At 50.6% G+C, this 26,064-nt stretch carries 24 protein-coding genes and 1 pseudogene; 8 read left to right on the forward strand and 17 right to left on the reverse strand.

Going from position 1 to position 26,064, the window contains the following annotated elements; translation table 11 throughout:
* Window positions 1–115: 115 nt before the first annotated feature.
* The 8 genes from J4E70_RS08105 to J4E70_RS08140 all read right to left on the reverse strand — a co-directional run bounded on the left by J4E70_RS08105 (window position 116) and on the right by J4E70_RS08140 (window position 9,347).
* A complete protein-coding gene (locus J4E70_RS08105) occupies window positions 116–1,261 on the reverse strand; it encodes a serine hydrolase domain-containing protein (protein WP_213888593.1) in 1,146 nt (381 codons plus the stop codon).
* Entirely contained in the window at window positions 1,258–3,357 is a 2,100-nt protein-coding gene (locus tag J4E70_RS08110; RefSeq protein ID WP_213888594.1) for an acetate--CoA ligase family protein, read from the reverse strand. Before J4E70_RS08110 ends, J4E70_RS08105 begins: the two co-directional genes overlap by 4 nt.
* Window positions 3,354–4,514, reverse strand: a complete 1,161-nt coding sequence (locus tag J4E70_RS08115; protein ID WP_213888595.1) for an acyl-CoA dehydrogenase family protein — start codon at window positions 4,512–4,514, stop codon at window positions 3,354–3,356. The genes J4E70_RS08110 and J4E70_RS08115 overlap by 4 nt, the downstream gene beginning before the upstream one ends.
* 12 nt (window positions 4,515–4,526) lie before the next feature.
* Complete coding sequence (locus J4E70_RS08120; protein WP_213888596.1) at window positions 4,527–5,324, reverse strand: ABC transporter permease; 798 nt, start codon at window positions 5,322–5,324, stop codon at window positions 4,527–4,529.
* Window positions 5,321–6,172: an ABC transporter permease gene (locus J4E70_RS08125; RefSeq protein ID WP_247077345.1), complete on the reverse strand. Its 852-nt coding sequence runs from the start codon at window positions 6,170–6,172 to the stop codon at window positions 5,321–5,323. Before J4E70_RS08125 ends, J4E70_RS08120 begins: the two co-directional genes overlap by 4 nt.
* An 86-nt stretch (window positions 6,173–6,258) precedes the next feature.
* Entirely contained in the window at window positions 6,259–7,368 is a 1,110-nt protein-coding gene (locus J4E70_RS08130; RefSeq protein ID WP_213888597.1) for an extracellular solute-binding protein, read from the reverse strand.
* A gap of 80 nt (window positions 7,369–7,448) precedes the next feature.
* Window positions 7,449–8,456: an ABC transporter ATP-binding protein gene (locus tag J4E70_RS08135; protein WP_213888598.1), complete on the reverse strand. Its 1,008-nt coding sequence runs from the start codon at window positions 8,454–8,456 to the stop codon at window positions 7,449–7,451.
* Entirely contained in the window at window positions 8,457–9,347 is an 891-nt protein-coding gene (locus J4E70_RS08140) for a beta-keto acid cleavage family enzyme (RefSeq protein WP_213888599.1), read from the reverse strand. It lies immediately after the preceding gene.
* Window positions 9,348–9,476: 129 nt separating this feature from the next.
* Between J4E70_RS08140 and J4E70_RS08145 the strand changes: the two genes are divergently transcribed.
* Entirely contained in the window at window positions 9,477–10,547 is a 1,071-nt protein-coding gene (locus J4E70_RS08145; RefSeq protein WP_213888600.1) for a GlxA family transcriptional regulator, read from the forward strand.
* On the opposite strand, the gene J4E70_RS08150 is transcribed toward J4E70_RS08145, so the two are convergent.
* The 4 genes from J4E70_RS08150 to J4E70_RS08165 all read right to left on the reverse strand — a co-directional run bounded on the left by J4E70_RS08150 (window position 10,544) and on the right by J4E70_RS08165 (window position 14,908).
* Window positions 10,544–11,485 (reverse strand): 3-hydroxyacyl-CoA dehydrogenase NAD-binding domain-containing protein, encoded by a 942-nt coding sequence (locus tag J4E70_RS08150; protein WP_213888601.1) that lies wholly within the window; start codon window positions 11,483–11,485, stop codon window positions 10,544–10,546. The two genes, J4E70_RS08145 and J4E70_RS08150, sit on opposite strands and share 4 nt — an antisense overlap.
* Complete coding sequence (locus tag J4E70_RS08155) at window positions 11,486–12,289, reverse strand: carnitinyl-CoA dehydratase (RefSeq protein WP_213888602.1); 804 nt, start codon at window positions 12,287–12,289, stop codon at window positions 11,486–11,488.
* A 19-nt stretch (window positions 12,290–12,308) separates the two neighbouring features.
* Window positions 12,309–13,346: an LLM class flavin-dependent oxidoreductase gene (locus tag J4E70_RS08160; RefSeq protein WP_213888603.1), complete on the reverse strand. Its 1,038-nt coding sequence runs from the start codon at window positions 13,344–13,346 to the stop codon at window positions 12,309–12,311.
* Window positions 13,347–13,426: 80 nt separating this feature from the next.
* The gene (locus tag J4E70_RS08165; protein ID WP_213888604.1) at window positions 13,427–14,908 is read right to left on the reverse strand and encodes an aldehyde dehydrogenase; all 1,482 of its coding nucleotides are present in this window, start codon (window positions 14,906–14,908) and stop codon (window positions 13,427–13,429) included.
* 143 nt (window positions 14,909–15,051) lie between these two features.
* Here J4E70_RS08165 and J4E70_RS08170 point away from each other — a divergent pair, with 143 nt between their 5' ends.
* Genes J4E70_RS08170 through J4E70_RS08185 form a run of 4 tightly spaced genes read left to right on the forward strand, consistent with a single transcriptional unit; the run spans window position 15,052 to window position 18,652 of the window.
* Complete coding sequence (locus J4E70_RS08170) at window positions 15,052–15,453, forward strand: RidA family protein (protein ID WP_213888605.1); 402 nt, start codon at window positions 15,052–15,054, stop codon at window positions 15,451–15,453.
* Window positions 15,454–16,266, forward strand: coding sequence for an alpha/beta fold hydrolase (locus tag J4E70_RS08175; RefSeq protein ID WP_213888606.1), 813 nt, complete (start codon window positions 15,454–15,456; stop codon window positions 16,264–16,266).
* Window positions 16,263–18,386, forward strand: coding sequence for a CoA transferase (locus J4E70_RS08180; protein WP_213888607.1), 2,124 nt, complete (start codon window positions 16,263–16,265; stop codon window positions 18,384–18,386). Before J4E70_RS08175 ends, J4E70_RS08180 begins: the two co-directional genes overlap by 4 nt.
* Window positions 18,387–18,433: 47 nt before the next feature.
* Window positions 18,434–18,652 (forward strand): amino acid synthesis family protein, encoded by a 219-nt coding sequence (locus J4E70_RS08185; RefSeq protein ID WP_246531668.1) that lies wholly within the window; start codon window positions 18,434–18,436, stop codon window positions 18,650–18,652.
* 17 nt (window positions 18,653–18,669) lie between these two features.
* Here J4E70_RS08185 and J4E70_RS08190 read toward each other — a convergent pair.
* Window positions 18,670–19,376: pseudogene (locus J4E70_RS08190) on the reverse strand (IS6 family transposase).
* Window positions 19,377–19,813: 437 nt separating this feature from the next.
* Here J4E70_RS08190 and J4E70_RS08195 point away from each other — a divergent pair.
* From J4E70_RS08195 to J4E70_RS08205, 3 genes are all read left to right on the forward strand, one after another.
* On the forward strand, window positions 19,814–21,010 hold the full coding sequence (locus tag J4E70_RS08195; protein WP_213888608.1) for a site-specific integrase: 1,197 nt from the start codon (window positions 19,814–19,816) through the stop codon (window positions 21,008–21,010).
* Complete coding sequence (locus J4E70_RS08200) at window positions 21,003–21,794, forward strand: hypothetical protein (protein WP_213888609.1); 792 nt, start codon at window positions 21,003–21,005, stop codon at window positions 21,792–21,794. Before J4E70_RS08195 ends, J4E70_RS08200 begins: the two co-directional genes overlap by 8 nt.
* A 334-nt stretch (window positions 21,795–22,128) precedes the next feature.
* On the forward strand, window positions 22,129–22,671 hold the full coding sequence (locus J4E70_RS08205) for a histidine phosphatase family protein (RefSeq protein WP_213888610.1): 543 nt from the start codon (window positions 22,129–22,131) through the stop codon (window positions 22,669–22,671).
* A gap of 194 nt (window positions 22,672–22,865) precedes the next feature.
* Here the strand turns inward: J4E70_RS08205 and J4E70_RS08210 are convergent, their stop codons facing one another.
* The 4 genes from J4E70_RS08210 to J4E70_RS08225 all read right to left on the reverse strand — a co-directional run bounded on the left by J4E70_RS08210 (window position 22,866) and on the right by J4E70_RS08225 (window position 25,978).
* Window positions 22,866–23,711: a hypothetical protein gene (locus J4E70_RS08210; RefSeq protein WP_213888611.1), complete on the reverse strand. Its 846-nt coding sequence runs from the start codon at window positions 23,709–23,711 to the stop codon at window positions 22,866–22,868.
* A gap of 123 nt (window positions 23,712–23,834) precedes the next feature.
* A complete protein-coding gene (locus J4E70_RS08215) occupies window positions 23,835–24,569 on the reverse strand; it encodes a hypothetical protein (protein ID WP_213888612.1) in 735 nt (244 codons plus the stop codon).
* 130 nt (window positions 24,570–24,699) lie between these two features.
* On the reverse strand, window positions 24,700–25,287 hold the full coding sequence (locus J4E70_RS08220; protein ID WP_213888613.1) for a hypothetical protein: 588 nt from the start codon (window positions 25,285–25,287) through the stop codon (window positions 24,700–24,702).
* Window position 25,288: 1 nt separating this feature from the next.
* Window positions 25,289–25,978, reverse strand: coding sequence for an SH3 domain-containing protein (locus J4E70_RS08225; protein ID WP_213888614.1), 690 nt, complete (start codon window positions 25,976–25,978; stop codon window positions 25,289–25,291).
* Window positions 25,979–26,064 lie beyond the last annotated feature (86 nt).

Consider the following 26,064-nt stretch of genomic DNA (forward strand, 5'->3'; position numbering starts at 1 on the left):
TTGCCCTCGGGGTGCGAAGAAGGCTTCGCCCAAGATTGAGAAGGTCTGCAATTGGCTATTAGAAGAAGCAACTTTGAACGCTTGGCAAGCTAGAGAGAGCCACTGGAACATTGTCTTACTGACAGGCTTCAAGAATAGCACTCAGGCCATCCAGAACCTTAGTCATATAGTCGCTGTCATACCCAGCTTCGTTCTGCAGAACACTTAGGAAAGCGCACGAAATGCCAGTACTCATATCAACTAGTAAAAATTGTCCGCCATATCCCGCGTGCCCGACCAAACGGCCATTTGTCATCAGATGGTTTGAGTATCGGAGCCAATCTTTAGGGGGAAGCAAAGTCACACCTGACCTGGCCAAAGATTTATCCAAAAAATCACGGGCAGCAACGTTCTTACCATCCACACCAATTCCACGGCGGGCGATCAGCAAACCAAACCGTGCCAGATCTTCGGCGCTCATGCACCCACCACCGGAAAATGCTGGCAGGCCTTCAGCGCACGCGCTGATGTGAAAGCTCCCTTCGTATCCCGCTGCATCAACAATATTCTCAATTAATACACTCAAAGGCACTGGGCTGATCTTTGCACAAATCAAAGTCAGCACATCCGTATTCGCAGACTTGTAGTCAGCAAACCCCGATTGATTTGTGAGGTCGTCACCCGTGATCCCATTTGCGAATTCTCGCAGCGTAGGCTCCGGAGCATCGCCTATTGGCAAGCGCCATCCAAGTGCGATTTCCTCGGTGTAGCAACCTGCCTGCGGGTCCTCGTAGTCTTCGGAAAAATCATTGGCAACATTCATATCTAAAAGATTTTGGACGGGTGCTGTCGCGTACCCCGAACCAATGTCCGGCAAGTAATATGAAACAGGTTTGCCTAAATCCAGCAGACCCTGTCCTGCCAGTTTGCCAACGATCAGATGGATATTCATCTTTGATATAGACTGTATCGAATGCGGGTGCTTCGTGCTGAAATCTTCCGCGCATGTTTCATAAAGAATCTGATCGCCCCGCGCGCAAACCAAAGCAGAGAACGCGGGGTGGCTTGTTAAGGCTGCGACTTCAGGTATCGAACCTAAATCACTGTGGTTGCCGTTTTTTGTTAGCGTCAGAACAGTTCTGGCGCGAAACATCAATGCACGGCGGAACAGAAGATGTGCGTTATGAAAGCCATGGCGGCGGTGCTCCGGTTGGTTCCAACGTTGTTTGTTATTTGGCCCAACACTGAGGTCAGGGTTGGAAACAGATTTCGGGAGCCTCATGAAGATCGCCCAGAATGAACTAATACATCGACAGCTAACACTTCCTTTTCGTAGACAAACAGCGGGTTGATTTCGACCTCGGTGATTTGATCCAAATTACTTAGTACAAATTCCGTTAAATTGAACAGAGACATGCACAAAACGTCAAGGTCGACCTTGGGTTTTCCCCGAAATCCTTCTAACAACCGAGATACCTTCAACGACGCAATCGCACCTTTGATTTCTTCATTACTTGTTGGAAGCAACAAGGTTTTGGCGTCCCCAACCAGTTCAACCAATATGCCACCACTGCCAATCGTAATGGCATAGCCAAACTGCGGGTCTTGTCTGATACTAACGAATAGCTCAGCGATCGGTGGCTCAGCCATTTTTTCAATCAGAAAACGGTCTGTAACCGCATCCGGATTATAAGATGTAACTTTCAACCGCATACGTTCCAATGCACCTGAAACGTCTTCAGAATTTTGAAGATCGAGTTCGACAGCTCCCGCCTCGGTCTTATGTGCAAGCTTAGGACCCATCATTTTCAAAACAACGGGGAACCCTATTTGCACAGCAGCCTCGACAACTCCTTTGCCTCTGACATCGGAGCCAGCAGGAATCGAAATATTTGCCCTTGAAAGCAGTTCTTTGCCTTCCACTTCCTCCAGTATTGACAATGTTTCCGGTATTGCTTTGACCTTCAGAAGTTTAGGAGAGTGGGCCAAAATTCTCGATCGTTCTTGCCGCCAATTTGCAGCGGCTGCCATTGCATTCAGTGATTCGTGGACACCCTGCATCGGTGCGACACCTAAATTTATCAGATGGCTACGCGTTTCAGCATCCATGTTCTCAGGAATGGTGGCACAAATTGCTGCCGGGGTTTCGGCCTTTGCAGCAGCATCAGCGAAAGCTATGGCGTCATTTTGATACAAGAATTTGGACTCATCCAAACCAGCTGCCGGGTAGTCCTGAACCAAAATCGTTGCATCGGCGTTGCTCAGAGAGATAGCTTGCTCAAAAACAGGCGCCGTAAATTCTGGCTGACCCCAAATTGGGGTCGTATAGTCAAGCGGGTTTGACACCGTTGCGATGCTTGGCAAAATGCTAATTAGTTTATTGGTGCTGTCTTCATCAAACGGTGGAAACACCAACCCTATGTTTTCCGCATGATCGGCCAACATCGTGGCACCACCACCGGAACAAGTAAAACCCGAAACTCTGTTTCCGCAAGGTGCGCCGACGACACACAGATACTTCAGCGTCTCAAGAAATTGAGATGGGCTTGTGACAGAAATCACCCCGGTTCGCTCAAAAAGAGCCTCGTATAGCTCCTTTGAGCCCGATAATGATCCGGTATGGCTGAACGTGAGTGACCGACCAATGTCAGAGCTTCCTGATTTTAGAGCAACAATCGGAATGTTCAGCTTCAGGGCTTTAAGAGAAACTTGCGCAAACCGGGGGATGTCCTGCAATCCTTCAATATGAACGCCGATTGCCCTTACCGCCGGTTTTTCGCTTAGGATTTCTATGTAATCCTCGAGCGATAAAACCGTCTGATTGCCTGCAGATATCATATACGCAAGCGGGACCGAACGCTGGCTCATCGTTATATCAGACGAAAACATACCGCTTTGCGTGATGATTGCTGCACCATAACCTGGGCAGTCACCGCCATGCGCAAATGGCCATAGTGCTGCATTGTCCAAGTAGTTGATCATGCCATAACAATTAGGCCCGATCAGGGCCATCTCGCCCACTGCTTCTTTTAGCGCGTGCTCAGCCGCTTCCCCTTCTGCACCTGCTTCTTTGAAGCCTGCGGTGTAGCAAACAACCCCGCCAGCCCCCATTGTTGCCAGTTTTTCAATTGTCTGAACTGCTGCATCTCTAGGAACTGCCAAAAACACGGCATCTGGAGCTCGTGGAAGATCGTCGACAGAAGCGAAACAAGATATTCCCGCCAGATCCTCACGTTTTGGATTCACCGGCCAATATTCACCCGAAAATCCGCGCCGGCGCGCTTCGCCAATTGCAACAATCGCATCCGCCCCGCCAACAAACGCAATATGACGCGGGTTAAGTAGCCGATCGAAATTCTTTCGTTGTTCCGGCGTCATGCACCAAGTGGCCTCAGGATAGAGCGTGTAATAATGTGGCGCTGGATTTCCGAAGTGCCGTCCCAAATCCTTTCTAGGCGGGAATCTCTCCACAGACGCTGTATTGGCAATTCTTCCATTAACCCCATGCCACCAAATATCTGAACGGTGTCATCGGCAACCTTGTTTAGCATTTCTGAACAGTAAACCTTGACCATTGCGGCATCCATATCCTGCATGTGGCCTGCGTCGGCACGTTGGACCGCATCTGTTACCAACAAATCGGCCGTGCGCAGTCCTATCGCCATATCAGCCAAACGGAACCCTGTTGCCTGAAAACTACCTATGGGTTTACCAAATTGCTTGCGGTTTGCCGCCCAGTCGGTTGCCAACTCCATAATCCGTTCGGCTTTGCCGCAGCAGGTCGCCCCTACCCAGATACGCCCCATACCAAGCCACTTGCCTGACAATTCCAGACCATTGCCCTCTTCACCCAGAATCTGATCAGGGCCAAGCCGTACATTGTCAAAACTCAAGGCGAAAGTTTTGTACCCACGGTAGCTTACGCATTTATTGCCTTCACGTATGTTAAAGCCCGGCAATCCGACATCAACGAGAAACGCGGTAACACGTTTGCGCGGTCCACGAGTTGTTTCATCGATACCGGTTGTGGCGAACACAATCGCAAAATCAGGCATACAGGGGCCCGAAATGAAGTGTTTTGAGCCGTTCAGTATCCAGTCGTCACCATCACGCCGAGCATTGGTCTTCATACCCATCACATCTGAACCAGCCTCTGGTTCAGTTAAGGCAAACAACTCGCGTTTTTCTCCGGTGACACATGGCGCAAGGTAGCGTTCAATCTGGTCACCTTTGCACGCCAGCAACAATTCTGTCGGACGCCCAATCCACGAATGGAGTGCGTGGCTGGTTTTGCCATACTCGCGTTCGACAACGGCCATTGCAGAGTAATTCAGCCCACCGCCACCGACATCTTCGGGTAAGTTTGAAGCATAAAGACCAACTTCCTTGGCGCGCGTTTCTATTTGGCGGCCCAATTCTTCGGGTACGTCGCCTAAACGATCAACCAATTCTTCATGAGGATAAATCTCCTCCTTCAAAAAACTGCGGACAGTGTTCAGCAAAAGTTCGTTTTCGTGGGAAACCGCGATATTCACATTTTACTCCCGCTAGTCATTCTGAGTTTGGGCGCGTCTGCGCGATAGAACCGTCGACACCCCAAAAGCAATTACAGTTATGGCGATCAAAACAACGGCCGCTGCCGCGACTGTCGGATCAGTATTCTCACGGATGCCGTTCCACATGCGGCGTGGCAGCGTGTAAACGTTGAATTTTGAAATGAACAAAGTCACCACGATTTCATCCCAGGACAGGATGAAAGCAAACAGCGCCCCGGCAAACACTCCGGGCCGAATGGATGGCAGGATAACGCGACGCATCGTTGCCCAGTTTGATGCACCAAGGTTCTTTGAGGCCTGCTCCAGCTTGGGATCGAAATTCGCAAGTGATGCGCTGACAGTAATCAACACCATCGGGCTAGCAAGAATTGTATGTGCGATGATCAATCCCGGATAGCTGTCAAGCAAGCCAAGCGGTATCCAAAGTCGGTAGAACGCCATCGCTGAAATGATCTGGGGAATAATCAATGGCAGCAACAGGAATGCTCGAACCAGTTCGCTGTACTTAGACGACACTCTCCACAAGCCAATGGCGCAAAGTGTTCCCAGAATAGTTGCGAGCAACGCGGTGCTTGATGCGATTATTGCACTTTGTGCAAAGCTGGAAAGCCATTCGGGGCTTGTGAATAGTTTTTCGAAATGCCTGAGCGAGAGTTCCCCCTTGGGCATCGAAAGAAACCGTTTTGGCGTCAGCGATACGGGGATCGAGATGAGCGCTGGCAGAACAAGAAAAAACAGCAGCACCCAGGCGCCAGTACGATTAAACATTGCTAGCATGCTTTGTTTCATGACGTGCTCCCCCCGAATACGGTGCTGAGCTTCATGAATTTCGACATGATATAGAGCAGCGCTAACACGCCGAACAACATCAGTGCAGCAAGCATCGCGGCGGTGCCCCATTTCAATGTCACAAGCAGTTGTACGGAGATATATTCAGCAACCATCAGCACCTTGCCGCCGCCAAGGATCGCAGGTGTGACATAGAAGCCAAGGCTTAGAATGAAAACAAGCAGGCAAGCCGCCACGATTCCGGGTTTGGTCAGAGGCAGATAAATGCGGAAAAATGTTTGCGACCCTGTGGCACCCAGATTTCGCGATGCACTCATTACCCGGGTGTCCAGCGTTTGCATGTTTACCAAAAGGGGCAGCACGGCATAGGGCACCATGTAGTGTACCATACCGATTAAAACACCGAGCTCGTTACGAACAAAGGCGACAGGTTCACTGATGATATTGAGGGTTTCTAACGCATTGTTCAAAAGGCCATTGTGACCAAGCAGCATCAACCACGAAAACGTACGCACCAGAATGGATATCCAGAAAGACACCAGTAACAGCGTCAGCATCAGTTTTTGTCGTTTTTTGTGCGCGTGCACCATGGCGTAAGCGATTGAATAACCAAATGCGACACTGATGATCGTAGTGATCAGACATATCCGGAAAGTTGTCCAGATAATGCGAAGTAAAGTGTCGTTGGTATATAGCTTTTGATAATTTTGCAGGCCCGGCTCTGGATCCGTCAAGCTTAGCCAAAGAATGTTCAGGATCGGCCCCAGATAGAGAACAACCACCAACATCAAAAAAGGCGCGACCAGCACCCAGCCAGGGCTTACATGTTTACGCAGGGAGTCGATCACTGAGTGCGCCTTTTAATTCAAAAATTATCTTTGATCAGCCCAGCCCGGTGATCAGGAAGAGGTATCGCCGGGCTGAGGCCTTTGGCTTAGCTGATCGCTTCAAGGAAAGCGTTCACTGCATCGCCGCCGTTCTCACCCCACCAGACCGGGTCGTTAAAGGCGACATTGTCGATGTTCATCGCTGACGTTATCGCATAGGGCTGCTGGTCTTCGGGGATCATGGCAAATGCCTCTGGGTTTGACGGTGTCATCCCCAAACACTCAAGCAGCTGAAGCTGCGCAGCAGGATCTTGCGCCGTGGCAATAAACTTCATTATTGCCTCGCGGCCCGCCGGATTACCCTTTGGAACAATGTAGGCTCCGGGCATCGCCAACGCTTCGTTCATTACCAACTTGTAGCGATCATCTGTGTCGATCTCGATGTTGCGGCCACGGTTTTGCCAGACCATACCCATGGAAACTTCGCCATTCACAACCATCGAATGTGCCTCGGACCCAGAACCCCAATAAAGGCTGTCGTCCTTCATGGCCACCAGCTTGGCCAGCGCACGATCCATATCAAGTGGGTAGAGTTCGTCTTTGGAGACACCGTCCGCCATCAAAGCCGCTTCAAGAGAGCCATTGGCCCATTTGTAAAGCGAACGTTTGCCAGGGAATTTTGCAGTATCAAAAAAATCTGCCCACGAGTTAGGGGGGGTATCGCCATATGCCTCGGTGTCGTAAACGAACGCATAGCCGTAAAGGATGATCGATACACCGTGCTCTACAGCATAGTTTGGCAAGGTTTTTGCCTTATCAACAACGTCATAATCGATCGCTTCAAGATGGCCTGATGGCCCAAGCGCGATTGCGTCAAACAGGTCTCCGTCGCAAACATCGGCTGTGACATTTCCACTGTCCACCATTTCCCTGATTTTACCCTGCAATGGGCCAGAGGTGTCAAAGCGCAAAGGCATTCCTGTGGCTTCTTCAAATGGTTTACCGATGGCATTGCCGTGGCATTCCTCGGATTGACCGCCCCAGTTCCACATTACGATCTCGTTCGCTGCAGCCTCGGCATCGCCGACCATAACTGCAGAAGAGGCCACACCCGCCATCGCACAAAGTGTGAGGAAAGACCGGCGGTTCATTCTTCCGGCTTTGAACGCCTCAGCCCCTTCGAACAGTGTTTCGCGCATGAATTGCTTGTCTTGCATAATGATAACTCCTTGTTGGTGTTAACGAGCTTTTGCTCTTTTAGCTGGCGCCATTTTCTGACGCTCAAATTGATCGTGATCTACCCGTTCCTTAGCTTAACTGTTGCCCTGTCTTCCCATGTCAAATCGACTGCTTGTCCTTCTTTAAGCGGGTACCTGTTTCTCCAGGAGTCGACATCAACCTCCAACTCCTCGTCGCCTTCGACGGAAACCATGAATTTCTGGACCGAGCCAAAATAGGTGATTGAGCGAATTGTTCCCGTAGCGCGGGCGGTGACATCTCCCTGCCCCGCCGGGTGAATATCAATCTTCTCTGGACGAAGAGCATGCAGCCCGTCTTTGAGATTAAGAAAGTTGCTTTTCCCAAGGAAACTTGCCGCGAATTTCGTTTCCGGCTTCTCATACAGTTCTTGCGGTGTTCCAACCTGCTCAATTGCACCATCCTGCATGATCACGATGCGGTCAGACATTGACAGCGCTTCTTCCTGATCATGTGTCACGTAGACGAAAGTGGTACCGACACGGCGGTGGATATCTTTCAGTTGCTCCTGGACTTCGACGCGTAGTTTTTTGTCCAATGCACCCAGAGGTTCATCCAACAGCAAAACCGGAGGGGCAAAGCAAAGCGCGCGCGCCAGCGCAACCCGTTGCTGTTGGCCACCAGAGAGCTGGCCCGGTTTGCGTTCGCCAAATTCATGCAATTGAACTAGGTCCAGCATCTCATCAACACGGGCAGATATCTCAGCCTTAGGGCGCTTGCGAACGTCCAGTGCGTAACTAATGTTTTCACGGACTGTCATGTGTGGAAACAGCGCATACCCCTGAAAAACCATACCAAAGTTGCGTTTTTCAGCGGGCACATTCGCGATTGACAACCCATCAAGCTCGATGTCGCCGGAAGTTATATCCAAAAACCCTGCAATCATCATCAACAGGGTTGTTTTTCCCGATCCCGACGGACCAAGCAGTGTCAGAAACTCACCTTGCTGAATTTCGAGATCAACATCGTCTACCGCGACAAAGGATCCGAATTTCTTTTGCAGTTTCTTCAGTTGAAGACTGCCTTGTGCGTTGTTCCCACCCACCATTTATTCGGTTGCTCCGCGCAACTTAAGCTTAATGCGAGCTTCGGCCGGGTTTATTGCGCGTCCGCCCATACGTTCTATAATTTCAATCGCACGCGTCACTAACTGACCGTTTGTGGCCAGAACCCCACGATCCAGATAAATGTTGTCTTCAAGACCAACGCGAACATTTCCACCCATAGCCACTGCCGCTGCCGCCATTGGCATCTGCATGCGTGAAATTCCAAAACTTGCCCAGCTTGCGTCCGGCGGAAGGTGGTCTTTCATTACCTTCATGGTATCGACGCTTTGATCTGCGCCCCAAGGAATGCCCAAGCAGATTTGGAACATGGGTGGATCCGCAATCAAACTTTCCGCAATCATCTGACGCGCAAAACGAATGTGACCCAGTTCAAAAACTTCAAGTTCGGGCTTCACACCCCAATTGCAGGTTAACTCGGCCATTTTTCGCAAAGTCGGCGGTGTTGAGATGTAAATCTCGTCGCCATCTCCGAAATTCAGAGTGCCACAATCCAGTGAACATATCTCGGGCATACATTCCTTGATGTGAGCAAGCCGTTCTTCAGGGCCGATCATGTCGGTACCCGGACCCGGCATTGCAGGATTATGTGCATCGGGCACCCAATCTCCCCCCATTCCGGCGGTCAGATTGATAATGACGTCCGTGTCGCTGTTGCGAATACGATCAACGACCTCTTTGAACAATTCAGGGGCGCGCGAACCCTTGCCCGTCTCTGGATCCCGAACATGGATATGCGCGACTGCGGCCCCGGCTTTTGCTGCCTCTATTGCAGCATCCGCAATCTGTTTTGGTGTGATAGGAACATGCGGGCTGCGGCCAGTTGTATCTCCGGCTCCTGTAACCGCACAGGTAACAACGACATCGTAATTCAAGCGCAATCCCCCCCTTATTTGACACCATCTTGAGGCGGAGTCCTTTTCTGCATGTCGATTTTTCGTCGAATCAGCTATACTTATGGCGAATATTCTCACTATCGAAGAAATATTGTGAAAGGGCGGGAAATGGATCTTGATCAGGACCCACAAACCAAAGCCATTGGCATTGCCTGTGTCTTAATTCCGCGTTTCAACATGATGACATTCACGAGTCTGCTCGAACCAGCTCGGATCGCAAACTACCTTTCACCAACACCGTTGTTTACTCAGGAGTTCTATTCTTTCGATGGTTCAGAAGTCGCGGCAAGCAACGGATTGTCTGTCAAATGCGTTCCACCGCCCGAGAAACTAGGGCGCAACGATATCGTTTTTGTATTAGGCAGTTGGGGTGGTGAGCACTATGCCAATACAAAGCTTTTTTCATGGCTTAGGCTGCAGGCACGCCTTGGAGTACGACTCTGCTCTGTAGAGATTGGCAGCTATATTTTTGCGCGCGCCGGGCTGTTGTCGGGCAAGTCTGTCACGACGCACTGGTCTTATTTGGCAGGGTTTCAGGAACAGTTTCCCGATGCATTGGCGACGGAACAATTGTTTACCGTAGACGGACAGATAATGTCCTGCTCGGGCGGAACAGCGGGTATCGATCTGATGTTACACATCATCCAAGACGAATATGGAGAACGACTAACTGGCGAAATTTCGGACCAGATTATGCACCACCCTGTCCGCCCACCCGATGCACCGCAACGCATGACACTGGGGCGTGGAATCGAAACACTAGCACCAGATGTTCGCGCTGCAATCAACATCATAGAAGCCTTTATCAGCGAACCTCTTACTGTTCCCGAGATCGCTGAACAAATTGGTATTTCCCAGCGGCAACTTGAGCGGCAATTTAAGAAGGCAATGGGCTGTAGTGTCGTCCAATTTGGCTTGCTCCTTCGCTTGCAGCATTCACGGGTATTGTTGATTTCAACCGACTTGGGGGTTCGCGAGATTGCAACTGCCTCTGGTTTCAATTCACTTTCACATTTTGCCTTTGCCTTTAAAAAATGTTTTGAGCGCAGGCCGAGTGAGTATCGAATGGCTTGGCCGGAAAATGACACGGCACCCCATTGGCCAGGGACGCTTTCAAAATTCCTGGATACACTTGAAGTCAACCACCGACTAAAACAGGCACAGCGTTCAGGGTACTAGGCCGTGTCGCGAATGGCGCGTAAAACTGCAACGATCTGACGGTCGCGTTTTGCCGCCATCTCTTCGAAACCGCGATCACCGGCAATTTTGTTGCACCCATCAACCATCCGGTCGCGCAATTCCTTGGTCAACTCGGGCGCCTCCAATCGAGTCCAAGGTAGTTTTAGCGCGGGTCCAAACTGATCAAGATTTGTGGCCATTCCACCTGCCCCGCACGCCACGTGAAATGCCATGCATTGCCCTTGAACCGCCATACGGGGCGCCGGGCCGTTAATAAGCGCAATATCGATGTCTTCCGGCGTCGCTTCGCCGTTTGCTACCATGTGCAAGGCTTCGCGCCACAGTGCCTCTTGAAGCCGTGTCGCCACAAATCCGGGAATTTCCTTTTTCATGACCAACGGCACTTTACCCGCGATTTTATAGAATTCTTCGGCCCAGAGTACGGCCTCTGCAGCTGTTTTTTTTCCGCCGACAATCTCGACCAAAGGCAGAAGATATGGCGGATTGAATGGATGCCCAATCACCGTTCTTTCGGGAGTGGCGCAGCCAGCCTGAATATCGGTCATCATCAGACCCGATGTTGATGATCCGATCACAATGTCAGGTGGCACGATCTGCCCAAGTTTTTTGTAGAGCGTCTGTTTCATTCCCAGATTTTCTGGCGCGCTTTCCTGAATGAACTCAGCGCCTTCCACGGCCTCGTTCAAGTTCGTTACGATCTTGAGTCTGTCCAGAGAAGCGCCAGACGAAAGACCAAGATCGGTTAGGCTTTTCCACGCAGTTTCCAGTATCGCCATAAAGGCGGGCGTTTCGTCTTTATCATGAAGATAAAGCGTTACATCGTAACCGCGTGCAAGAAAATGGGCGGCCCAGCCGCCGCCGATAGGGCCACCTCCGATACTGGTGACCCTCGTAACTTCATTCACAGCAGGAAGCATCTATTTGCCCTTAAAGCTGGGTTCGCGTTTTTCAACAAAAGCAGCAACCCCTTCAGCCGCATCTTCTGACTTCAGCATTTTGCGATAGGTAGGCATTTCGTCTGTCCGCATTTTTTGGAACGCCTGCTCCAACGGCACACATTCAATTGCACGCTGCACTTCTTTGACACTTTGCATCGCTAGCGGGGCAGACCAAGCAATTGAGTCAGCCCATTCACGCGCTGCTTCCATAAGTTGGTCTTTGGGTACGACCTTGTTGATCAGTCCATAGTGTGCTGCTTCTTCAGCACTCATCCGTCGACCGAGCAGAAACATTTCCATTGCAATGTTGTGAGGAATACGACGTGGAAGCCGTTGCAAAGCTCCAGCGTCCGGCACAATTCCGAGAGGCATTTCTGGTAGGCCGAACTCGACATTGTCGGCTGCGATAATCAGATCACACGCCATGGCAAGCTCGAACCCGCCGCCTATCGCAAGGCCATTCAGGGCCGCAATGACAGGTTTGTTCAGGTTCCAGTTTTCAGTTAGACCGGCGAAACCGCCGTCTCCATAATCGGCAGTCTCCCACCAATTGTCCAACTGCATCTCGCCAGCGTTTAGTGCTTTCAGATCCCAGCCTGCCGAAAACACACGGTCGCCTTCGGCTGTTAGAATTCCAACCCAAAGCTCAGGATCATCGCGCAACTCCGCAAAAGCGGCTCCCAAGGCCTGACTCATCGGTATGTCGATGGCATTTACCTTTGGTTTGTTCAGTTTCACTTCCAGAACGCGACCGTTCCGGGTTACCTCGACACCATTTGTCACACGTTTCTCCTAATTCAAGTTATGCGAAAGCAGGAATGACTTCGTCGCAAAACAGCTCGAGTGAATGCTTTTGTTCAGCCAATCCAAGCCCCATGCTCGCGTAGTAGATGAATTCATCTACACCGCGTTCTTCGTATTGCTTCAGCTTAGCGATCACCTCTTCGGGTGTGCCGAACATAAGGTTCTGCGCCAGCATGTCCGGATCATACTCATCGCGGTTCTCTAAGCTTTCCAGTGGAATCTGTTTGGCAAAACCATTGACCACATCATCAAGATTCTTGAACAGGTTTTCAAATTGGCTGAGCTGCCTGCGGGCTGCAGCGATGGGCACACCTCGATCCGAAGGTTTATCGTAGACAGCGGTATGGCGCATCATTGCGATAATCGGGCGTTTGGCACCGGGGTTTGCCTCCATCGCTTCGTCTAACCGCTGCAAGTAAAGATCAACCTCGCTCATTGGGCGGGTCAATGGCCAGGACATGATATTGTAGCCGTGTTTGACAGCATAATCGAAGGTGATTGGCGCACGTGCTGCCACCCATATTGGAGGATGAGGTTGCTGTAACGGTTTGGGAACAGAGGTTGCTTTGGGGAAGGACCAGAACTCACCGTCATGTGCATAATCCCCTTGCCATAACGCCAGTACTGCCGGCAGCATTTCATGCATGTATCGCCAAGCATCAGACTGTTTGAGCCCCGGATGCATCCGGTCAAATTCACGCTGGTAGGCACCTGATCCAATGCCAAACTCCAAACGTCCACCGCTGATCAGATCGGTCATTGCCGCTTCGCCCGCCAAACGAATTGGGGTCCAGTACGGGGCAACTGCAACGGCGGTACCCAACCGAATTTTTTTCGTATGCTCACCCCACCATGTCAGTATCTGGAACGGGTTCGGAGCAATCGTCATTTCCATCGAATGATGCTCGGCCGCCCAGACTATGTTGAAACCGCCCTTGTCCGCCATTTTGACCATCTCAAGGGTGTGCTGCTGCACATCGGTCATGTCCAGACTGTCATCAATCCGTTCCATGTTTATTGCGAGTTGGAATTTCATGTTCAGAGCCTTTCTCGTTCTGCCAGTAACCAGTTTATTTGGTCTTCGGCGTGGCTATTCTTTTTCAGGTGATACGCGTTTCACCGCATGACGAATGGGTTTGAGATTGGTTCGCTTGAAGTATTCATCCAGACGGTTTTTGGTCGGGTGTAGTCATACATCGCCTGAAAGCCGCTTTCACGACCGTAGCCAGACCCTTTGATGCCGCCGAACTCGGCTATGGGTGAGACGACACGGTATGTGTTGACCCAGACAATACCAGCCCGCACAGCCTTGGCCATTCGCAAGGATCGGGCGCTGTCTTGGGTGAAGATGCCTGCCGCAAGGCCATGAACCGTATCATTCGCAAGTTCGATAACTTCGTCTTCATCGCGAAAGCGCAGAACACTCAGCACCGGGCCAAACAGTTCGGTATCCACGATGCGCATGTCCTGACGCGGACAGGCAATTATTGTGGGTTCGTAGTAAAGCCCGCCCATCCCTTCGGGGCGCTTGCCACCGCATAAAAGTTGCCCGCCTTCGGTTTGGGCATGGGCGACTTCGCGCTCGATATTTTCCAGTTGGCCTGTTGTGCAAAGCGGACCCATCTGGGTTTCTTCCATCAAAGGATCCCCAATTACGATATTACGCGCCATTTCTGTCATCTTTTCCAGAAACTCATCGGCAATATCTTCGTGCAGATACAGACGAGAGCCAGCGACACAGCTTTGCCCGGTCGCACCAAAGATGCCCGCAATTGACCCGTTCACAGCGCTTTCGATGTTCGCATCATCGAAGACAATGAATGGGGATTTTCCCCCAAGTTCGAGCGAGACTTCCGCGAAGTTTTCAGCAGAATTGTAAAGAACATGCCGCGCTGCATTCGGGCCGCCCGTAAACGAGATACGCGCAACCAGCGGGTGCGAGGTCAGGGCCTTACCACACGGGTCCCCGTGGCCCGTCATGATATTAACGACGCCTGCCGGAAACCCTGCCTGTTCAATCAGTTTGCCAAATTCAAGCATTGCGGCAGAGGCGTGTTCAGAAGCTTTCAGAACAACCGTGTTCCCCGCCGCAAGCGCCGGCCCCATCTTCACAGCAACAAGAAACAGCTGCGAGTTCCACGGTACAATTGCAGCGACAACACCAAGCGGTTCGCGATTGGTAAAGACAAAAAGATCAGGTTTGTCGATTGGCAGGGTTTCTCCGCTGATCTTGTCAGCACAGCCAGCATAGAAGTGAAAAAACTCGGCAATGTATTTCGCCTGCCAGCGCGTTTCCTTCAGCATCTTTCCCGTGTCGATAGACTCTGTCCGGCCTAGTTCTTCGGATTTCTCGGCAAGCAAGTCAGCCAGACGACGCAAGTGCTTGCCGCGTTCTGTCGGCGTCATGGAGGCCCAGGGGCCTTTGGTAAATGCGTGATGTGCGGAACGAACGGCCCGATCAACATCTTCGGCAGTTGCCTCCGGAGCGCGCGACCACACCTTGCCAGTCGTCGGATTAATACTGTCGAAGGTTTTCCCGTCAGACGCATCGACCCAATCACCGTCAATGAGCATCTGGTAGGTTTGGATATCCGTCATAGCGCCCTCGTCCCTGTCTGTTTCGATTCCTATTCTTATCGGTTCTTTCCAACAAACATGCGATTTATCGCCTTCTTGTGTCGAAAATTACCAAATGATTGATCCCCTATGAAGTCTAGCTTGAGTTTAGGGAGGCTCCACAAATGTCAAAGAGAAAGCAGGTTATTGGTGGACCGCTAGAGATTGGTGGGCGCGTGCTGTCATTGTCTCGTGCAATTCGGGCGGGAGATTTCGTGTTTCTGACAGGCCAGATCCCAATGCAAAACGGCGCACCGATGACCACTGGGACAGTAGAAGATCAAACCCGTGCTATTCTCGAAGACATCAAGATAACGCTGGCCGAAGCCGGGTGTGGTTTGGAGGATGTCGTGAAAGCGATGGTCTGGCTCAGGGACCGGGCTGATTTTCCGGGCTTCAACGCAGTCTATGGCGCGTATTTCCCGAAAGAGCCGCCAGCGCGCTCCGCAGTCGTCAGCGATTTGCTCGTCGATGTGCGCGTCGAGATCGAAGTCGTCGCCTACCGCCCGGTGAAAGTAGAAATTTAGATGAAGAGTACCGCACATGATGGCACCGTATTCGAACAATATGGACCCCAAGCCAAAGAGGCTGTCGTTTTGATCCATGGGTTAGGCCTGAACCGTGAAGTCTGGCAATGGCTGGTTCCGGCACTTAGCGACAACTACAATGTTATCACCTATGATCTTTTTGGGCATGGCGACAGCGCACGACCGCCTTGCCCCCCGTCGCTCAAGATGTTCTCCGATCAACTACGTGAATTGTTGGACTATTGCGAGATATTGGCCGCCGCTGTTGTTGGGTTTTCGCTTGGTGGCATGATCGCACGGCGGTTTGCACAGGATGAACCTGAACGTGTTTTGGCGCTCGGCATTCTGCATTCACCACATCAACGCACAAAAGAAGCGCAGGCGGCAATTTTGAAACGCGTAGACCAAGCCCGAACAGACGGGCCTGCTGCTACGGTTGAGGCTGCCCTGGAGCGTTGGTTTACAGATGATTTTCGCCAAACGAACCCAGAAACAATGAACCTTGTACGCTCTTGGGTACTAGCCAACGATCCGGCGGTTTATCACACCATTTACCGGGTATTAGCTGATAGCATTGATGAAATTACCTTACCAAAACCACCCATAGCCTGTCCGACAATTGTGATGACCGGTGATGAAGACTTCGGCAACGGACCAGAGATGGCTCAGGCAATTGCAGCGGAGATCGAGGGAACTGAGACATATATTCTTAAAGGCCTGCGTCATATGGCACTTGCCGAAGACCCAGCAACCACAAACCTCCCTTTGAAGGGGTTTCTGGATCGTGCGATTGTAAAGGGTGAAGGTTTATGAACAGCACGAGTGAAGCAGGTATTCTCAAAGGGCTCCGCGTGCTGGATCTTAGCCGGATGTTGTCTGGCCCCTACTGTACAATGATGTTGGCTGATCACGGCGCGGAGGTGATCAAAATCGAAAGCGCGGGCGGCGATACAAGCCGAAACAATGGCCCGTTTCGTGATGATGACCCGGATCATGAATGGGCTGGATATTTTGTCAGTCTGAATCGCAGCAAGAAAAGTGTTCAGCTTGATCTTAAAACCCGTGAAGGAAAAGCCGCCTTTCGAGCTTTGGCAGCAACAGCCGATGTGATCGTTGAGAATTTTCGCCCTGGCGTCATGGAGCGGTTGGGCTTGTCGTACGAGAGCCTTGCCGAAATCAACCCGCGCCTCGTCTATGCTGCAATCCGTGGCTTTGGTGACCCGCGTTCGGGCGAAAGCCCATATGCTAACTGGCCCTCTTACGATGTGGTTGCGCAGGCGATGGGGGGCATTATGGGACTAACGGGTCCGGATGCGCAGACGCCGACCAAGGTTGGGCCCGGAATTGGCGATGTCTTCGCGGGTTTGATGATGTGCTTTGGCATTATGGCTGCCCTACGGGTGGCAGAGGCGACAGGTAAGGGCCAGTTCGTTGACGTCGCTATGTATGACGCCATGATTAGCCTGTGCGAGAGAGCGGTTTATCTACATGATTTTAATGGTTCAGTCCCCGGCCCTGAAGGTAATAATCACCCCTTTCTTGCGCCCTTCGGTCTGTTCCCGGCTAAAGACGGCGATGTAGCAATTGGGATTGTGGACGACGCATTTTGGCGCGCCTTGACCAAGGCAATGGAATTGCACGAACTTGGAAACGATGCCCGCTATGCAACACGAAGCGCACGTTCTGCCAATTCTAAAGAGCTAAACGCGTTGGTTTCAGTATGGACGAAATCTTTCACCAAGGCAGAGTTGTCACAAAAGCTTGGCGGGGTAATACCTTTTGGACCTCTTAATACAATTGCAGACATCGTTGCTGACCCGCATACATCGGCACGGGAAATGCTCGTCGATGTCCCGCATCCTGACCCGAATGCGCGGCCCTGGAAAGTTGCTGCTAATCCGCTTCGTTTTAGTGCGTCACCTTTGCCCGCACCCAAAACACCACCGCGAATGGGGGCCGACAATAACGAATTTTTAACAACATCTGCGCTGATACAAATATCAATCGACAAGCAACGCGAGCTTCGCGACGCGTTTAGCACATTCGCAACAGGCGTCACCGTTGTCACGACCCGCCAATCAGATGGAACACCGCGAGGTTTCACCGCCAACTCTTTCACTTCCGTTTCGCTTGACCCTCCACTTTTGTTGATATGTGTCGCAAAGTCTGCCCTTAGCTGTGATGTCTTCATCGCATCTGATCATTTCGCGATCAATGTTCTGAGTGAAGATCAAAAGGCAACCTCCGGATTGTTTGCTTCCCAGCAAGCCGACAAATTTGAAATATCTGATTGGCATTCTGGTACCTCTAACATGCCGCTTTTAGACGGCTCGTTGGCCAGTTTTGTTTGCTCAAAAGAAAAACTGATAGACGCTGGGGACCACATCATTCTGATTGGTCGTGTCGTTGATTTTGCTGAAAATGACGGCTCACCTCTGGTTTACTTTAAAGGTAACTATTTTTCTGTCGGGCTAGAGGAACAACTGGTCTCGGCAGCTTCGCATTCTGGTGATCTGACGATAGGGGCTATTGTTCAGCAAGATCAGAAACTGCTTTTGGTGGTTGAACCAGACAGTTCGTTCACTGTGCCGAAAATTTGTGGCAAATCAGCGAACCTCGAAAGTTTGCGGGATCAATTGCGGCGCGATAATTTGAACCCGGTCCTGGATTTCTTATACGCGGTTTATCAGGACAGCGAGACCAGGGCGCACGGCATCTTCTACCATGGTACAGTTAAAGGAGATGCGCCGGAACGGTCAGCCTTTTTTCCCTTGAAAGACGTACCACTTGAAAAGATCAAAAGCCAGGCTGAACGCAGTATGCTTAAACGCTATATAAGCGAATTCCGTCACGGAAGTTTTGGTATTTATCAAGGCGATGAAACCAAAGGAACGGTTCATCGCGTCACAAAAGTTGAGCCGTCAAGACACTGAAATAGGAAGCAACATGTTACCAGAACTCAGAAAAGTTGTTACTTTTGATGAAGATATTCACCGCGAGGGGGGAAGGGATCGCTGATCCGGTGTTGCACATCATTGGTGTCGCGGCAGTTGTCCGGAACCCTTGGGCTGGGCGTAGTTATGTCGAAAATCTGTCTCCTGAAATTCAGCGAATGCCACCACCCCTAGGCAAGATGTTGACGAATAGATTGATTGCCCTCGCTGGTGTTGTCAGACAAATGCGAGGCAGTCACTTCTAGGCCAGTTGTGCGACTATTTATGCCGCGCAGAGTTGACGCCACTCAGCGAGAGCGACGGTGCGGTTGAGCTTGAAATTATCGCGTGAGTAAAGGTGACGTTCATGGTTGAAATGATTGCAAACGGAGGCCTGTACTGAGACGAATTTCTGCATGCTTCGCATTCGGCGGAAGCGCAGCATGGCTCGTTCTCGTCGCCGAAACGGAATGTATGAATTCTCAACCCGGTTGTTCAGCCAACGGCCGGTTTCTTGTCTGTCAGCATTGCCGATGATCTTCATCGCGGCGCCGTAAGACCGCTGTAGATCGGTCACGACGACATTTGGCTGGCCAAAACGCTTCATCGTTTTTTGAGGAAATTCAATGCTGCTTTGCGATCACGTTGCTTGGTGACATAGCTTTCAAACACCTCGCGCTCATGATCCACAGCGCTCCAGAGATAGTGGGTTACACCGTTGATTATTACGAACACCTCGTCCAAATGCCATTGCCAATTTGAACGAGCACGAAGTTGCTGAACCCATTTTCTGCGGATTTCAGCGGCGAACAACGGGCCAAACCGGCTCCACCAAAACCGGATGGTTTCGTGGCTAGCGTCAATGCCACGCTTATGCAGAAGGTCTTCAACATTGCGCAACGAAAGAGGGAACCGGACGTACAACATAACTGCCAGCCTGATAATCTCTGGCGACGTTTTAAAATAGCGAAATGGACTGCGTTTTGTCATCCAGCGAGGCTACGAAACCACCCTGCCCGGCTCAAGTCGGTTTTGTCTGACAGTGCCTCTTGGTGGGCTAAGGGGAACCTCCTGCGGAACCTGAAGGTGCCATCTGCGAGTTCATCAAGGTGTTTTAGGGTAACCTGCTTGCACATTTAGTTGCTCCCAAGGACGCATTTTGTGTCCATGATGTGTTACAGCTGTCCGGTAAATCCCTTAAAATCAAGCATGTATGATGATTTTATCGAAAAATGGTGCCCCCACACGGACTCGAACCGCGGACCTACTGATTACAAATCTCAGGGTTATAAGTTTCGCGTGATTTCTGTTGCTAACTCATAATCTGAAAAAATCTATAAAATCAATGCCTATGCCGCCCTTTCATTGTCAGTGGGTTTCGTGTAGTTTCGTTTCATGTGGAAGCTATGTGGAAGCTACGTTCAAAAATGAAGCTAAAACTCACCAAAAACCGCGTCGGCGCGCAGAAGCCAGCCAACAAGCTCTACAAGGTGCACGACACTGAAGTGCCCGGCTTCTCACTCCGTATATATCCGAGTGGTCGAAAAGCATTCTTTTATCGCTATCGCGTTGGTGGTGGGCGTGGCGCTCAGATCAGAGAGCCGCAGATAGGCGACTATGGCTCTCTTACGGCTGACCAGGCGCGGAAAATAGCCAAAGATTGGGCGGCGAAGGTTCGTCAAGGCGGAGACCCCGCGGGTGAACGAAAAGCACTTCGGGAAGACCCAACAATGTCGGACTTGTTTGATCGCTACATTTCCGACCACGCGAAAAAGCACAAGAAACCGACAAGCCTTGCGAATGATACCCGAATGATTGAGCAACGTTTGCGGCCCACGTTCGGCGGCAAGAAGGTCAAATCCGTTACCCGTCAACAAATCCGAGCGTTTCACTCCAAGCTAGAAGACACGCCTTATGAGGCAAATCGTGTATTGGCGCTGCTATCCAAAATTTTTAGTTTCTCTGCGAATGACTTGGAGTGGACCGCAAGCGGTGATCACCCTGTAAAGGGTATCAGGCGGTTCGAGGAGAAGAAGCGTAAACGATATTTATCTCAAGCGGAATTGGCGCGGCTTGGTGAAGCTCTGGCGAAGGCAGAGGCCGGAGAACTGGAACGCCAAATTTCTCCACATGTCATAGCGATGATCCGACTTTTAGTTTTGACCGGGGCACGACATGGGGAAATCTTAACCCTTCGATGGTGTGAAGTGAATCTTGAACGCGGCTGTCTCGAATTGACGGACAGTAAAACCGGTGAGAAAGAAATCTACCTGTCTCCGGCTGCGTTGCAGATCTTGTCCGAGCTACCCCGCAAGGAAGACAACCCATTCGTGATTATCGGTAGGAAGCACGGAACACATTTGGTGAATATTAAAGACCCTTGGACAATTATTCGAAAAGAAGCTGGCTTGGAGGATGTGCGCCTGCATGACCTGCGGCATTCGTTTGCCAGCGTCGGCGCGAGAGCTGGCATGTCCTTACCCGTTATCGGCGCTCTTCTCGGGCATAGAGAAACAGCTACAACCGCCCGATATGCACACCTATCTGACGATCCACTTCGTGCCGCCGCGGACTCAATTGGCGAAGAGATTGCGGAAGCAATGAGAGTGAAGCGAAATGGCTAAAAAGAAACCCCGAAAAGCGCTTTCCTCGCTGGTTGTTGGGTCGGGCATCACCACCCGTAGACGACAACCGTCTATTGTTGATCTAGCTTACCGTGAAAAGGCAATAAGCGGCGCACTTGTCGACAGCCGCGCAAATGTATCACCCGCCATTCCTTTTCAAACATTCAGAGAAGAGGTCGAGGAGTACTGTAGGAATACATACGAAAGCGAAGATTTAGTTGATCCCTTCAAATTTATTCACCCCCAGGGAAAATACGCTCCGCTGGAAGCTAGTTTTGTACTTTCAAAGGGAGAAACCTACCTAAAAGAAAAATCCGATTTGGGTTTCCTTTTGGCTGCAAATGTTTTTTGCCCAGATGAGGATCATTCGCATCTTTGGTATGCGTCTCGATTGGCAAACGAACTGACGAGGCTTGATCTCATTTCAGCAAAGGTACGTGACGGAAATGAACCTGCCGAAGCGCTTGTAGCCTATGCTGCGCATGTTGGCTCTGAATTGGGTGGTCTAGACAAAGAACGCCGGATGAAATCCGAGCATGAGCGCAATGCCCAGCTAGGAGAACGTCAAGTTGGTGGTTCATCTCGTGGTGGGCAGACCACCGCCCAACTCAAAAGAGACATCTATGCTGAACCTTATGAAGAAATGAATCGACGTATCGAAGATGGTGAAACTTTATCACATGCGGCAAGGCAAGTAGTGCGAGAATTCGACTTGAAAATCAAACCCCAGTCCCTGGTCAAAAGTTATCGAAACAATCGAATTGATAAAGGTCAGGACCTATAAATTTCAGATGCCCGCTAAGGTCTGCTATGCGGACAAAATGCCAATTTTCTGCGGCCGCGCCAACGGCTACTTTGGGGCTTGCACGCCAACACTGGTGGTTTGTGAACTGGCCACAAATCTTCGGCAGCAAGCGGTGCGCAAAGACCGTCCCGATATCAGTTTGATGCTTGATTCACATATTTGGAGTGCGTAGGACTTAGCTCTGGAGTGGCGGATTCAGACTCAGTTCGACATGCAATCGAGATTGCAGTACTTCTGTATCGGGAAATAATTGAAAAAATGCCGGAATTTCAGACCCGAAAAATGCGGGGCGACGCCCGGCAAAGTTATTGAAATGGCAATCTATCTAATCCGGCACGGACAATCGGAATTCAATGCAGCGCACAAAGATGGTGATCCAGATCCAATGATCTTCGATGCTCCACTTACCCCAAAAGGGCGTCTTCAGGCCGAACAAGCCAAAGCCGCTGCGATGGACCTTGGGATCATGCAAGTGATAACCTCTCCGCTCACGCGTGCTATCCAGACGGCGCAAACCATTTTCGACGACATTGCACCGATAAGGGTTGTCGCCGAGCACCGTGAGCTTCTTAGCTACAGCTGCGACATTGGTCGGCCTGCGAGCACGTTGAAAAGCGAATTTCTCGATCTTTCCTTCGATCATCTGGAAGAGATTTGGTGGCATCAGGGCCTGACTAATGAAAACGGCGTGCCCCTCGAACCCAAGGACGTGTTTCAAGAGCGGATACGTGGTTTCGCGCAGGACCTTGCCCGCCTCACTGAAAGACCACTGGCCGTTGTGGGCCACGGCAACACTTTCAGAGAACTCGCAGGATTCTCAATGGCTAACTGTGAAATCCGCCTGTACCCTGGGTGAGGCGCGAGTTTGAAAAGCGATTCCAATTGGGCGAGCGCAATCCGAAGCTCCTTGTCCGGCATGGCACGGATCAGTGTCATCGCTTCAGCCTCCCGTTTTAACCGGTTTGGGCTCCGCGTCGGGTCATGATCCTGTGCGGGGAAGAACTCTGTTCCCAACCATAAGAGCGGTCCAATTCAAAAGGGGAGGATCACTCAAAAACTGAGGCGCACCGGCGTGATTGATTGGTGGTTCCAGCGATTGGGGTCGTCCTCCGGCCAATAACGATCATCCAGATCAGGCCCCGGATCGTCCTCCGCTTGTTTGTGGATGCAGTCCTTGAGATAGTCGAGAGCACTGAAGTTATAGCCAGCCTCTTCGGCTACAATAACTACTGATTCAAGCAGGGTTTTATGTTCTTCAAAGCCCTCGTACGCACCTTCGTTGGTGAATCCCGTCTGCAAGTAGATTTTTAAAAGACCCGCAACGCCCAATGGCATATCCTTGGATGAAACCAAGTCATTGATATGGGTACGCAGGGACAATTTATCGACCAAATCCATTCGCAGGCGCTGCACCTCGTCATGCCTTCCCGTGTAGTCAACTTTCTTGTAAACCCATTGCACATAGCAATGCCAAGCCTCGTTCATGTGGGCCAGACTGATTTCATATCCGCAACAAGCATTGGCGACGTTGGCCAAGAGTTGTAGCACCGCCTCCATCTCAGGTTTATCGATCACTTTCTGTATGCTCTCATTTGAGATCGTGCCACCGTCTAGATATCGCTGAGCGTGGTCTTTGCCATCCCATTTGCTAAACAGCAGGTCGTGCATATCCTGCTGGGCGCTACTTATACTCCACCATGATTGATTGCCGCTGGGGTCAGTCTTGAAATCGGGAATTGACGAGGCCAGCAGATGAGGCACCATCGATTCTCCCTTGATCACGTAGATATCATCCGGATTGCGGCGCTTTCCTTGCCAGACCAGCTCGAATTGCTGCCGCAAAGGTACCTCGGTTCGCAATCTTCTAATGTATTTCTTCGCTTGTTCTATGCTCATAATTTTTCCGCGATACTTGCTGTTGTTCGAAAACGCCGTTCTGTCTGATCACTTCAAAACGATCCGCGCCGTAGATCACCTGATAAAGGGTAGGCTCACGCCCCTTGGTATCGACAGATCACTTCACGGTATTATCTTTCCACCTTCCGTCAAGACGCCGATGTCTTGCGCCAGTTTTGTAATCTCCGGGGTCATACACATTGGGTTCAGTTCACCCTCTGCCGTTGGTCGGCTATCTCTTACGTCAGTAAGAAATGCTAACATGTATTTTTTGGAGTCACCCGGGTGCCCAGAGTAGTAGAAAAACTCAATAAACGCTTTTTGGAGCTTCTCATAGGTCGACGCAGATACCAGACATTCGGTTGTTTCAATATAGTTTGCACGTGATTGAACAGAATAGGTTTTGCCCGCTTCATCTGGAAAACCTGTAGAACCTCCATCATAGCGAAAAGACAACGGGTAGGCAAAATCGGGAACAGTTGAAGACAGTTCACTCAAAAGCCCTAACTCTTCTCCCAAACGACGCAGAGACATGGGAAGACAGGCGGCATCCACTAAATCGGTTTCACCGCTTTTAACCAGATGCTCAAATAAGTGGACGGTTTCTCTTTGCACATAGCCTAGAGCGTCTTTGTCCGAGCCTTCGTCAAAGACCAGAAAGTCCAGAGCGATTACGAGTGAGTCCTCATAGCTGTGGTAGACGTCGCACCCGGTCAGTTCGGCGTAGTCGGTTTCCAGTAGAATCTGATAAGGTGCAGTTTTTGCCGCTGGTTGTTCAGCAAGATTATTTTCTTGCGCTGCGATAAAATGCGTAAAGCTGAATACAAGAATAATTACTGCGGCAAATCTTTGTTTCACTGACCATTTCCTCAAGTTAAAAATTCCGGGAGTGAGTGTAAACGTGCGCCACGGTCTGCGAATTTGAGCCCTGATCACGGCGGCACATGCGTCTTGAGGCGGAAATCAAGCGACCTGTCGATGCGCATGATTACCATAAGACTTGTTGTGTGCACACTCGGATAAATCCAACATTGTCATGCAGCGTCTCATCGCTGTCATTGATGCGCAAATATAAGCCCTGAATACTAGGGTTGAGTTTGAACTCATTCACAACACTTGAGTAGAAATTTCCATTCGTATCACTCACCAACAAATATCCGAAGTCGAATGCTGGGCTGAACTTGTACTCTGAATACGGGCCCAGCCTTTCAGCATCTGCACCGGTATGACCGAAAATGCCCACTCTCTCATAATTGGCGGCATCGACAGACCAGGTGTCGGACATGTTAATACTAACTTCATTCTCAAATCCTCTGATCAACGGCATATACTGCCAGCCAATCCGGGAGTTGATGATATAACATCTAAGACCTTCTGAATTATCCTCTGTCGGCTCTGCATTGACAAAACGTTGAGCCATGGCTGGGGGTGTAAAAATGGTTGCTGCCAGAAGTAAGTTTGCAAAGGTAAAAGCAACCCAGATTTTCGCGCTGTCTCGGCTGCGAAAAGGCGGGATATCTGACGGTGAAACTGGTTTGGTTCGGACTAGAGGCAGAGCTCTCATGAAAGCCTTCACATCAATCTCCCGCAATAAACATTGTCATTTTCCACTGGCCATTTTCGGAGGAGAAAAAAGCCCGATAACCAACGGACGACCTAAGGTAATCACCGTGGGCGAAACCAGTGGTCCCGTCTATCAAGCGAATTTTTTGGTAGGTTTTACTGTCGTCATTGTCCAGCATTGTCACAATGTCATAACTCAAACGAGTAATCACTTCGCTTGATTGGCTAGGCTGACTACGTAACGCCACACCATCGCCGGTGACAAAGTACGTTTCAAAAGGGTTGGCAGACTGGGGTAATTCGACAACCCACGTGTACGGAGCGACGAAGACAAGACCACCTTCTTCAAACCGCCCTCCAAGACGGAGCGTGCCTTCCAGGTTAGCCCAGTTTTCCTCGCGGATTTTTGGTGCCAAATGGCGATAATCCTCCGACAGGCTTTGGGGATCTACTGTCAGGAAATCCCTTAACGCTTCGCGACCTGCAGTGCCGCCAAAACTGAGCTCAATGTCGCTACTTGCCTGGCTAACGACGAAGTCTACGTCGCGGATTTTAATTGCTTGCAGCAGATTTTCTCTAAAACTGGAAAACCTTTGATTGGTCGGGCCTTCATCAAAAGGCCGGGCACGAAGTACTTGGGCCCATGAAGTAGTGGAAGCGAGAAAGATAAAAACGAGCGCTAAGACTGAAAGTTTTTTAAGCATTAATAGACAGTAACAGGGAAACTGACAAAGTCCTAACGCTGAGTAGATTAGAGATATTTCCCGTGACAATGGCAGTTTTAAGCCGT

Source organism: Pseudohalocynthiibacter aestuariivivens (assembly GCF_018457175.1).
GTDB classification, from domain to species: Bacteria; Pseudomonadota; Alphaproteobacteria; order Rhodobacterales; family Rhodobacteraceae; genus Pseudohalocynthiibacter; species Pseudohalocynthiibacter aestuariivivens.

What these genes read in the sequence shown, in the direction of transcription:
- J4E70_RS08105 (WP_213888593.1), bottom strand. Translation starts at nt 1,261, where the DNA reads ATGAGGCTCCCGAAATCTGTTTCCAACCCTGACCTCAGTGTTGGGCCA.
- J4E70_RS08110 (WP_213888594.1), bottom strand. Translation starts at nt 3,357, where the DNA reads ATGACGCCGGAACAACGAAAGAATTTCGATCGGCTACTTAACCCGCGT.
- J4E70_RS08120 (WP_213888596.1), bottom strand. Translation starts at nt 5,324, where the DNA reads ATGAAACAAAGCATGCTAGCAATGTTTAATCGTACTGGCGCCTGGGTG.
- J4E70_RS08130 (WP_213888597.1), bottom strand. Translation starts at nt 7,368, where the DNA reads ATGCAAGACAAGCAATTCATGCGCGAAACACTGTTCGAAGGGGCTGAG.
- J4E70_RS08135 (WP_213888598.1), bottom strand. Translation starts at nt 8,456, where the DNA reads ATGGTGGGTGGGAACAACGCACAAGGCAGTCTTCAACTGAAGAAACTG.
- J4E70_RS08145 (WP_213888600.1), top strand. Translation starts at nt 9,477, where the DNA reads ATGGATCTTGATCAGGACCCACAAACCAAAGCCATTGGCATTGCCTGT.
- J4E70_RS08150 (WP_213888601.1), bottom strand. Translation starts at nt 11,485, where the DNA reads ATGCTTCCTGCTGTGAATGAAGTTACGAGGGTCACCAGTATCGGAGGT.
- J4E70_RS08160 (WP_213888603.1), bottom strand. Translation starts at nt 13,346, where the DNA reads ATGAAATTCCAACTCGCAATAAACATGGAACGGATTGATGACAGTCTG.
- J4E70_RS08165 (WP_213888604.1), bottom strand. Translation starts at nt 14,908, where the DNA reads ATGACGGATATCCAAACCTACCAGATGCTCATTGACGGTGATTGGGTC.
- J4E70_RS08170 (WP_213888605.1), top strand. Translation starts at nt 15,052, where the DNA reads ATGTCAAAGAGAAAGCAGGTTATTGGTGGACCGCTAGAGATTGGTGGG.
- J4E70_RS08175 (WP_213888606.1), top strand. Translation starts at nt 15,454, where the DNA reads ATGAAGAGTACCGCACATGATGGCACCGTATTCGAACAATATGGACCC.
- J4E70_RS08180 (WP_213888607.1), top strand. Translation starts at nt 16,263, where the DNA reads ATGAACAGCACGAGTGAAGCAGGTATTCTCAAAGGGCTCCGCGTGCTG.
- J4E70_RS08185 (WP_246531668.1), top strand. Translation starts at nt 18,434, where the DNA reads ATGAAGATATTCACCGCGAGGGGGGAAGGGATCGCTGATCCGGTGTTG.
- J4E70_RS08195 (WP_213888608.1), top strand. Translation starts at nt 19,814, where the DNA reads ATGAAGCTAAAACTCACCAAAAACCGCGTCGGCGCGCAGAAGCCAGCC.
- J4E70_RS08200 (WP_213888609.1), top strand. Translation starts at nt 21,003, where the DNA reads ATGGCTAAAAAGAAACCCCGAAAAGCGCTTTCCTCGCTGGTTGTTGGG.
- J4E70_RS08205 (WP_213888610.1), top strand. Translation starts at nt 22,129, where the DNA reads ATGGCAATCTATCTAATCCGGCACGGACAATCGGAATTCAATGCAGCG.
- J4E70_RS08210 (WP_213888611.1), bottom strand. Translation starts at nt 23,711, where the DNA reads ATGAGCATAGAACAAGCGAAGAAATACATTAGAAGATTGCGAACCGAG.
- J4E70_RS08225 (WP_213888614.1), bottom strand. Translation starts at nt 25,978, where the DNA reads ATGCTTAAAAAACTTTCAGTCTTAGCGCTCGTTTTTATCTTTCTCGCT.